This is a genomic window from Streptomyces sp. W16, from assembly GCF_033194735.1.
Lineage (GTDB): Bacteria > Actinomycetota > Actinomycetes > Streptomycetales > Streptomycetaceae > Streptomyces.
Window position 1 is genome coordinate 1 of record NZ_JAWOAI010000397.1, and the last position, 9,340, is coordinate 9,340.

Consider the following 9,340-nt stretch of genomic DNA (forward strand, 5'->3'; position numbering starts at 1 on the left):
CCTGCGGCAACTCGGCCGTAGCGCCCGTCGGTTCGAGCCGCAGCACCCGGCACTCGCGCGCCCAGCGCTCCGTCATCGCCTCGCCGTCGGGCGCGTTGAGCCGCTTGCCCTTCAGCTCGCCGACGGTCGCGGTCCAGGCCTCGGAGCCCGGCGCCAGTTCCACCACCTTCGCCGTCCATACGACCAGCCGGCCGCCCTTGTCCTTGCTGCGGACCGTGACCTCGGCGGCGCCGCCGTCGGTCAGCCCCGGCAGCGGCTGCTCACCCGGACCGTCGCCGATCAGACAGGCCGCGCCCTCGTGCCAGACGTGCCACAGGGCACGGGCCGGGACGCCGGGACCGTTGACCCAGACGAGGCCGGACTTCTTCGTGGCCTCCTCGACGAGGGCCTGGTCGAGCAGCTCGCTGCTAGTCATGGGCTCAGCCTATCCAGGCCGCTCACAGCCAGCCGTTGCGCTTCAGCGTGCGGTGGATCACCAGACAGACGCCGACCGTGAGGGTCAGCACCACCGGGTAGCCGTACTTCGCCTGGAGTTCGGGCATGTGCTCGAAGTTCATGCCGTACACGCCCGTCACCATCGTCGGTACGGCGATGATCGCGGCCCACGCGGTGATCTTCCGCATGTCCTCGTTCTGTGCGACGGACGCCTGCGCCAGGTTGGCCTGGAGGATCGAGTTGAGCAGCTCGTCGAAGCCGATGACCTGCTCGTGGACCCGCGCGAGATGGTCGGCGACGTCCCGGAAGTACTTCTGGATGTCGGGGTCGATCAGCCGCATCGGCCGCTCGCTCAGCAGCTGCATGGGACGCAGCAGCGGCGACACCGCCCGCTTGAACTCCAGTACCTCGCGCTTGAGTTGGTAGATCCGCGCCGAGTCGACACCACGCGAGACCCCGCCCTTGCGGCCCGGCGTGAACACCTCGGTCTCGACCTCGTCGATGTCGTCCTGCACCGCGTCCGCGACCGCGACATAGCCGTCGACGACATGGTCGGCGATCGCGTGCAGCACCGCCGAGGGACCGCGCGCGAGCAGCTCGGGGTCGTCCTGCAGCCGGTGCCGCAGCGCCCGCAGCGAACCCTGGCCGCCGTGCCGGACGGTGATGAAGAAGTCCCGCCCGGTGAAGCACATGACCTCGCCGGTCTCGACGACCTCGCTGTTGGCGGTGAGTTGGTCGTGCTCGACGTAGTGGATGGTCTTGAAGACGGTGAACAGCGAGTCGTCGTAGCGCTCCAGCTTCGGCCGCTGGTGGGCCTGTACGGCGTCCTCGACGGCGAGCGGGTGGAGCCCGAACTCCCCGGCGATACCGCTGAATTCGGCCTCGGTCGGCTCGTGCAGCCCGATCCACACGAAGCCGCCGTCGCGCCGCACCTGGCGCATCGCCTCGTGCGGGGTCAGCGGCTTGCCGGTGTCGACACGGGCACCGTCGCGGTAGACGGCGCAGTCGACGACGGCCGAGGGAGTGCCGGGGTCGCGGGTGGTGTCGTACGCGCCGCCGTCCTTGCGCAGGGAGGGGCGGGACGGCCGGACCACGGCACGCAGGTCGCGGATCATCGACATGGCGGGCTCCTTCGCGACGAGCAACGAAAGGCGCCAACGACGGTTGGAACTGCCCGGAATGGGGACGTCCTGTGTGCGGATGTTTGGCACGTCCACAAAGCGGGGAGCACCGCACCGTCGCGGTGGCGAGTTTCGCTACTGATACAGGCACTGACTTCGGAACAGACAGATCGGTCGGATCGGGTACACCGAACGGATCAGGCAGATCAGGAAAAGGAAACGAAGTGCTCTTCCGCGACAGTGAAGAAGTGCGAGCGGCGGCAGCCGGCTGGAGGGGCTAGAGCCAGAGCGACGACATCAACGGTCGGAAGAGCGGGTGGTACTGCCAGGCCGACTTCGGTCCATTGCAGCCCCACCTCCTCCGGCCGGTCCCCCGTAGGGGAGTCTCAACGGCGTCGGGACTTGATCGCGACTCCCCCAGTGCCCTAATGGCCTGGGAGGTACCCCCATCTGCGTGCTGCCCGAACGACCGGCCCAGACTATCAGCCGGCCGAAGTGTCAAGGCGCTGCTTTGCCCGGTACTGACGAGTTCTATGCTCCCCGCATGGTTGATGTTCTTGCTCTGGTCGAGGCACGGTTGCGTACCGCGCTGGGCGAACCGGACGCCCGCGCCGCGGTCACTTTCCTAGGCACGGACCGCGTCGAAGTACTGCGTTTCCAGGACACCGGCCAGGAGGGCGGCATCGTCCGCTACGCCACGCTCGGCATGTCCGCACAGCCCATGAGCGACCCCACGGCGATGCTCGCCGACCCGGTCGCGGGCCCGCGTGCCGAACTGGTCCTGTCCGTGCGCGGTGGCCTCGCCGACACGGACAAGGTGCTCCGCCCGCTCGCCGTACTCGCCGCGTCCCCGCAGGTCGAGGGCGTGGTCGTGGCCCCCGGCGCCTCGCTCGACGTGGGCGATCCGCTGTGGCCCGGCGCCCCCTTCACCTCGGTGCTGGTCGCCGAGCCGGGCGGCCTGGTCGAGGACCTGGAACTCGACGCGCCCCTCGACCCCGTTCGCTTCCTGCCGCTGCTCCCGATGACCCCGAACGAGGCCGCCTGGAAGCGCGTCCACGGCGCCCAGGCTCTCCAGGAGCGCTGGCTGACGAACGGGACGGACCTACGGGATCCGTCCCGCAAGTCCGTCCCGCTCGACTGACAGCCGGAGTGAGCAAGCTCACCAACGGCGGCCGGGAATCGGCTAGTTGGCGAACACCGCGACACTGTCCTCGGTCGCGTGCTTCGGCTCCAGCACCTCCGCCTCGTGGGTGAGCGCGTTCCGGCGTACGAGGACCACCAGCGCGCCCAGTGCCGCGGTGACCGCCGCGACCACGAACGGGATGTGGATGTTGCTCCACCCCTCGATCTTCGGCGCGAAGAACGGCGCGGCGGCTGCGGCGAACCAGCGGACGAAGTTGTAGCCCGCGCTCGCCACCGGGCGCGGCGCGTCCGACACGCCGAGGGCGAGCTCGGTGTAGACGGTGTTGTTCACGCCGATGAAGGCACCGGACAGGACCGTGCAGACGATGGCGGTGGTGTGGCTGCCGTAACCGAGGACGAGCACGTCGACGGCGAGCAGCACCAGCGAGCCACCGAGCACCTTCAGCGAGCCGAACCGGGACTGCAGGCGCGGGGCGACGAAGACCGAGAAGACGGCGAGCAGCAGGCCCCAGGCGAAGAACACGGCACCCGACTTGTAAGGGGTCATGTCGAGCACGAACGGGGTGAAGGCCAGCACGGTGAAGAACGTGTAGTTGTAGAAGAAGGACGAGATCGCTGCGGACGCGAGTCCTCCGTGGCCGAGCGCCTTGAGCGGGTCGAGCAGTGAGGTCTTCCGGGCCGGCTTCGGCTGCTCCTTCAGGAACACCGTGATGCACAGGAAGCCGATCGCCATCAGGAACGCGGTGCCGAAGAAGGGGTAGCGCCAGCTCTGGTTGCCCAGCAGGGCGCCGAGCAGCGGGCCGCAGGCCATGCCGAGGCCCAGGGCGGACTCGTAGAGCAGGATCGCCGCGGCGCTGCCGCCGGCCGCCGCGCCGACGATGACGGCGAGGGCCGTGGACACGAAGAGTGCGTTGCCGAGGCCCCAGCCGGCCCGGAAGCCGACGAGTTCGCCGACCGAGCCCGAGGTGCCGGCGAGGCCGGCGAAGACCACGACGAGGGCAAGGCCGAGGAGCAGGGTCTTCTTGCCGCCGATACGGCTGGAGACGAAGCCGGTCACCAGCATCGCGATGGCGGTGATCAGGAAGTACGAGGTGAAGAGCAGGGAGACCTGGCTCGCCGTGGCGTCCAGGCCCTTGGCGATCGACGGCAGGATCGGGTCGACGAGTCCGATGCCCATGAAGGCGACGACCGAGGCGCCGGCGGTGGCCCATACGGCTTTCGGCTGCCGCAGCAGGCTGCCGGCGCCGGCTCCTGTGTCGAAGGGGTCGTCCGTCCCGTCCATGCTTCCTCCCAAGTAGTTGGTGTATACACATAGTAAGTTAGGCAGGGTAATAAATGCAAGATGCATCTAGTTTCGTTCCGTGAGTGGTCCCGTCCGGACGGGTGATCGTCCTTGACGTGGGGGTGCGAGGGTAGGACCGTGGGGCCCTATGAGGGGCGAACCCAGTTGCCCGAAGTGTGGTGGCCGGGTCAGGGCTCCCGGACTCTTCGCCGATTCCTGGCAGTGCGATGTCCATGGCACGGTGCATCCGCTGCAGCCCGTGATCCCGCCCAGCGTCGAGGCCCTCAGCGTCGTCGTGCATCGCACGCAGGTACCCGTGTGGATGCCGTGGCCCCTGCCGGTCGGCTGGCTGTTCACGGGCGTGGCGTGCGCGGGCGACGACCGGAGCGGTGGTCGTGCGACGGCTGTGGCGTGCTCCGGGCCCGGGCCGCTCGGCGGTATGGGCGAGCTGATCCTCGTCGCCGAAGAGCTGGGGGTCGGGCTCGGGGCGCGGTACGCGGGGATCGACGGGCCGGATCCGGGGCCGTACATGAGTGTCGAGAAGCCGCCGCAGGCGAAGCTGCTGGCGGCCGGGCGGCCTACGCCGTTGTGGCATGTGGCTACGGCGCCTGATGATCGGGCCGTTTTTGCCGGTGAGGCGTTGGGGTTGTGGCTGTGGGCCGTGGTGTGGCCCGAGCAGTCGGGGTTGTTGATGTACGACGAGCTGGTGTTGACCGATTTGCGGGATGCGGGGGCTGAGGTTGATCTTGTGCCCTGTGGGGCGTTGTCGCCGCGCTTGCTTGAGCCGTAGCGCCTAGGGGGGTGCCTCGGTCGGTTGTGGGGCGGGTGCGGGTTCGTTGTGGCTGGTCGCGCAGTTCCCCGCGCCCCTGGGTTGGCTGCCCTGCAGGGTGTTCATGGGGCCCCCGGGGTTGCCGTTACCCTTGAGTGGTCCCTTTTTGTACTGTCACCGTCTGGAGTCTGCGCGTGCGTATCGATCTGCACACCCACTCCACGGCCTCCGACGGTACGGACTCGCCCGCCGAGTTGGTGCGGAATGCCGGCGCTGCCGGGCTGGACGTTGTCGGGCTGACCGATCACGACACCAGTCGGGGGTATGCCGAGGCGATCGACGCTCTGCCTGCCGGGCTCACGCTTGTCACCGGGGCTGAGATGTCCTGTCGGATCGACGGGGTGTCCATGCACATGCTGGCCTACCTCTTCGATCCCGAGGAGCCGGCGCTGCTCGCCGAGCGGGAGCTGGTGCGGGACGACCGGGTGCCGCGGGCCCGGGCCATGGTGGCGCGGCTTCAGGAGCTGGGTGTGCCGGTGACCTGGGAGCAGGTCGCGCGGATCGCCGGTGAGGGGTCGGTCGGACGGCCGCATGTCGCCACCGCGCTGGTCGAGCTGGGTGTCGTACCGACCGTGAACGACGCCTTCACCGTGGACTGGCTGGCCGACGGCGGCCGGGCCCATGTGGCGAAGCACGAGACCGCTCCGTTCGAGGCGATCCGGCTGGTCAAGGCCGCGGGCGGGGTCACCGTCTTCGCGCATCCGGGGGCCAGCAAGCGGGGGCGCACCGTGCCGGAGTCCGCCATCGCCGAGATGGCCGCGGCCGGGCTCGACGGCATCGAGGTCGACCACATGGACCATGACGACGAGACGCGGGTGCGGCTGCGGGGGCTCGCCAAGGAACTCGGGCTGCTCGTCACCGGGTCCAGCGACTACCACGGGAGCCGTAAGTCCGTGCAGCTCGGTGAGTACACGACCGATCCCGAGGTCTACGGCGAGATCACGCGGCGTGCGACCGGGGCGTTCCCGGTGCCGGGGGCCGGCGGAGTCTGACCCTCGCCTCCGACCGATCGTCTCCGCTCACTCTCTTCTGCAAGGCTTGTGGCTCACCCATGTTCGACGTCGCCGTCTTCGGCTCTCTCTTCCTGACCCTTTTTGTCATCATGGATCCCCCTGGGATCACCCCGATCTTTCTCGCGCTGACCGCCGGACGGCCGGCCAAGGTGCAGAAGCGGATGGCGTTCCAGGCCGTCTGCGTGGCCGGCGGGGTCATCACCGTCTTCGGGCTGCTCGGGCACCAGATCCTCGACTATCTGCATGTCTCCGTGCCCGCACTGATGATCGCGGGCGGACTGCTGCTCCTGCTGATCGCGCTCGACCTGCTCACCGGCAAGACCGACGAGCCCCAGCAGACCAAGGACGTCAACGTCGCGCTGGTCCCGCTGGGCATGCCGCTGCTCGCCGGGCCCGGTGCGATCGTGTCCGTCATCCTCGCCGTGCAGAAGGCCGACAGTGTGGCCACGCAGGTGTCGGTGTGGACGGCGATCCTCGCCATCCATGCCGTGCTGTGGGTGGTGATGCGGTACTCGCTGCTGATCATCCGGGTCATCAAGGACGGCGGGGTCGTGCTCGTCACGCGGCTCGCGGGGATGATGCTGTCGGCCATCGCCGTGCAGCAGATCATCAACGGGATCACCCAGGTGATCCGGGCGAGCTGAGGCCCGTGAACGCGGAACCCCCGCACGGCGTCGGTGCCGTACGGGGGTTCTGAAGTGTGGTCGCGATCCGTCTTCGGTACGCGGGTAAGTGTCGTAGGTGTTACGAGGCCTTGGTCTCGGCGGGGCGGATCCACAGTCGCTGTCCTATGGCGGCGGCCTGTTGCACGATCCGATTGACGGAGGCGGCGTCCACGACGGTGCTGTCCACGGTGGTGCCGTCGACCTCGTCGAGACGCATGATTTCGAAGCGCATTGGCTTCTCCCTTCGTCTGGTCATCCTCCTGAGGAGAACTACTTGGGTACTGATGTAGTCAACGGGATGCGTGTTACAAACATTCCCTACGCTAAGGAAATTTTTCGAACGCCTAACTATTGACCGGTAAGGGATCGCCACGAGACTGACCGGGACCGGTTGTGTTCGCAGCGTGACCGCCGGGACAATGGAGGCGATGAACGACGACCTCGCGGCCCTCAGCGCCCGCATCGACCGCACGAACGAGCTGCTGCAGCGCATGCTCGCCGAAGTGGCGAAGACGCCCTCGACGCATGCGATCTTCGTCGACGCCGGGTATTTGTATGCAGCCGCGGGCCGGCTCGTCTCCGGGACCGAGGACCGGCGCACCTTCGACCTTGACACCGAGGGCCTCATCGAGGCGCTCATCGACAAGGCCCGCACGATCTTCGCGGACAGCCGGCTGCTGCGCGTCTACTGGTACGACGGTGCCCGGCGCCGCATCCACACCGCCGAGCAGCAGGCCATCGCCGAACTCCCGGACGTGAAGGTCCGGTTGGGCAATCTCAACGCCAACAACCAGCAGAAGGGCGTCGATTCACTCATCCGCTCCGACCTGGAGTCCCTCGCCCGGCACCGCGCCATCAGCGACGCGGCCCTCATCGGCGGCGACGAGGACCTGGTGTCGGCGGTCGAGGCGGCCCAAGGGTACGGCGCCCGCGTCCACTTGTGGGGCATCGAGGCCCCCGAGGGCCGCAACCAGGCCGAGCCGCTCCTCTGGGAGGTCGACAGCCAGCGCACCTTCGACCTCGACTTCTTCAAGCCGTACGTCTCCCGGCGCACGACCGCCACCTACGAGGCCGCCGCCACCCGGCCCACCCGCGACGACGTCCGGTTCGTGGGCGCGCAGATCGCGGCGAAGTGGCTCGCCGCGCGGGGGCGGGAAGCGCTGGTGGAGCTGCTGCCCGGGCATCCGTATCTGCCCGGTTCGGTCGACCAGGATCTGCTGGTGGAGGCGGAGGGGCTGCTGCAGTACTCCCTGCGGGGGCAGTCCGACCTGCGGCGGGCGCTGCGGGACGGGTTCTGGGAGCACTTGCAGACGCAGTACTGACTGTTCGGACGCAGTACTGACCATTTATCGGACGGCCGTGTCCCAGAAGTCGGCGAGGGCCCGGGCGGTCGCGGCCGGCTGGTCCGTGTTCGGTGAGTGCTCGGCCCGCGCGACGACCGTCCGCCGCGCCTTCAGCCGTACGGCCATGTCGTCGAGGAGTGGCACCGGCCAGGTGTCGTCGCGCGAGCCCGACAGGACGTGGAACGGCAGCGGGACGGCGGCCAGTTCGGCGATCCGGTCCGGCTCGACGCACAACTGGCGTCCCGTGGCGATGAGTTGGGCCGGCTTCGTGCCCAGCCAACGGCGCCGCAGGTCCTCCCGGTCGTCGAGCCCCCCGTCCAGCGCGCCGCCGGTCTCGGTCTCCTCGGGCGTCTCCATCGCCTGGACCGCCTCCCACACCTCGGCCATCGACAGCACGGCGAGCGCGTCCCGCAACAGCTTCACGCGCTCCTGCTGTGAGGCCGAGATCTGCGCCGGCCCCGACGCCATGAGCGTCAGCGACACGAACGGCGCGTGGTCCAGGAGTACGGCGGCACGCGCGACCTGTCCGCCGAGGGAGTGCCCGAGCAGGTGCACCGGCGCGCCGACGGCCTCGGCCAGCGCGAGCACGTCCCGCGCCAACTCGTCCTGGGCATAGGCGGATTCGTCGTGCTCGGGCCCGTCCGTCTCGTACTGCCCCCGCCCGTCCACGGCGACCGTCCGATACCCGCGCGCGCCGAGCGGCACGTGCAACGGGTTGAAGTCCTCCTTGCTCCCGGTGAATCCCGGCAGCAGCAGGGCGACCCCCTTCGGCTCGACACCGTCGGCCACGGGCGCGTCCACGACGGCGAACTCACCGCGACCGGTCCGCAGGGGGTACGCGCGAGCGCCGGGGGGCGGGGTGAAGGTGGGGGGCCTACTCATGGCCCGAGGTTATCCGGCGGAGCTGAGCGGGCTGGAGACGGGAGGGTGTAACCGGGGTTAACGGGGGAGCGGGCGCGGTGGGCGGAGGGGGAACGCCGACGGCCCGGCCCACGTGGAGTGGGCCGGGCCGTTCGGTGTTGCGGCCTTCGGGGGCGATCAGCTCTCGCCGGCCTCCGCCGCCGTTGTCGCTGTCGCCGCGGCCTTGCGGGGACGGCGCACCCTCGGCTTGGTCTCGGCTGCCTCCGTCGTCTCCACGGCGACCGGGGCCTCGGCGGCCTTGCGGGTCGTACGGCGACGCGGCTTGACCTCCGACTCGTCGGCCACCTGGGCCGGGATGTCGGCGACGGCCTTGCGGGTCGCGGTACGACGACGCGGCTTGGCTTCCGCGCCCTCGGCCGTGTCGACGGCGACGACCTCGGCCGGAGCCGCGGTCTTCCGGGTCCGACGAGGCTTGGCCTCCGCCGTGACCGTCGGCTCCGCCGCGACCGGGGCCTCGGCGGCCTTGCGCGTCGTACGGCGACGGGGCTTCGGCTCCGTGCCTTCCGCGGAGTCGAGCGACGCCTCTGCGGCGCTGCCCTGCTCCTCGACCGCCTGGGCCGGGATGTCGGCGACGGCCTTGCGGGTCCG

The 9,340-nt window shown here is 69.5% G+C and carries 10 protein-coding genes and 1 pseudogene; 5 read left to right on the plus strand and 6 right to left on the minus strand.

The features are described from left to right. Together R6V09_RS37425 and R6V09_RS37430 are read right to left on the minus strand one after the other, a co-directional pair. A partial coding sequence (locus R6V09_RS37425; protein WP_317885930.1) for a hypothetical protein occupies positions 1–415 on the minus strand: 415 nt, incomplete at its 3' end. A gap of 22 nt (positions 416–437) precedes the next feature. Continuing rightward, on the minus strand, positions 438–1,556 hold the full coding sequence (locus R6V09_RS37430; protein ID WP_317885931.1) for a magnesium and cobalt transport protein CorA: 1,119 nt from the start codon (positions 1,554–1,556) through the stop codon (positions 438–440). A 544-nt stretch (positions 1,557–2,100) separates the two neighbouring features. On the opposite strand from R6V09_RS37430, the gene R6V09_RS37435 reads away from it, so the two are divergent. Next, on the plus strand, positions 2,101–2,697 hold the full coding sequence (locus R6V09_RS37435) for a suppressor of fused domain protein (RefSeq protein ID WP_317885932.1): 597 nt from the start codon (positions 2,101–2,103) through the stop codon (positions 2,695–2,697). Positions 2,698–2,739: 42 nt separating this feature from the next. On the opposite strand, the gene R6V09_RS37440 is transcribed toward R6V09_RS37435, so the two are convergent. Beyond that, positions 2,740–3,981 carry an MFS transporter gene (locus R6V09_RS37440; RefSeq protein WP_317885933.1) on the minus strand — a complete coding sequence of 414 codons (1,242 nt, stop codon included), beginning with the start codon at positions 3,979–3,981 and terminating at the stop codon, positions 2,740–2,742. A 148-nt stretch (positions 3,982–4,129) separates the two neighbouring features. On the opposite strand from R6V09_RS37440, the gene R6V09_RS37445 reads away from it, so the two are divergent. From R6V09_RS37445 to R6V09_RS37455, 3 genes are all read left to right on the plus strand, one after another. Further along, positions 4,130–4,771, plus strand: coding sequence for a DUF6758 family protein (locus tag R6V09_RS37445; RefSeq protein ID WP_317885934.1), 642 nt, complete (start codon positions 4,130–4,132; stop codon positions 4,769–4,771). 173 nt (positions 4,772–4,944) lie between these two features. After that, on the plus strand, positions 4,945–5,802 hold the full coding sequence (locus R6V09_RS37450) for a PHP domain-containing protein (protein WP_317885935.1): 858 nt from the start codon (positions 4,945–4,947) through the stop codon (positions 5,800–5,802). Positions 5,803–5,861: 59 nt separating this feature from the next. Further along, positions 5,862–6,467: a MarC family protein gene (locus R6V09_RS37455; RefSeq protein ID WP_317885936.1), complete on the plus strand. Its 606-nt coding sequence runs from the start codon at positions 5,862–5,864 to the stop codon at positions 6,465–6,467. Positions 6,468–6,567: 100 nt separating this feature from the next. Here R6V09_RS37455 and R6V09_RS37460 read toward each other — a convergent pair whose 3' ends face one another. Then, positions 6,568–6,720 carry a hypothetical protein gene (locus R6V09_RS37460; protein WP_019058373.1) on the minus strand — a complete coding sequence of 51 codons (153 nt, stop codon included), beginning with the start codon at positions 6,718–6,720 and terminating at the stop codon, positions 6,568–6,570. Positions 6,721–6,916: 196 nt separating this feature from the next. On the opposite strand from R6V09_RS37460, the gene R6V09_RS37465 reads away from it, so the two are divergent. Then, positions 6,917–7,810: an NYN domain-containing protein gene (locus tag R6V09_RS37465; protein ID WP_317885937.1), complete on the plus strand. Its 894-nt coding sequence runs from the start codon at positions 6,917–6,919 to the stop codon at positions 7,808–7,810. A 24-nt stretch (positions 7,811–7,834) separates the two neighbouring features. Here the strand turns inward: R6V09_RS37465 and R6V09_RS37470 are convergent, their stop codons facing one another. Beyond that, positions 7,835–8,713 carry an alpha/beta fold hydrolase gene (locus tag R6V09_RS37470; RefSeq protein ID WP_317885938.1) on the minus strand — a complete coding sequence of 293 codons (879 nt, stop codon included), beginning with the start codon at positions 8,711–8,713 and terminating at the stop codon, positions 7,835–7,837. Between the two features lie 156 nt (positions 8,714–8,869). After that, positions 8,870–9,340: pseudogene (locus R6V09_RS37475) on the minus strand (DEAD/DEAH box helicase); the annotation flags it as partial.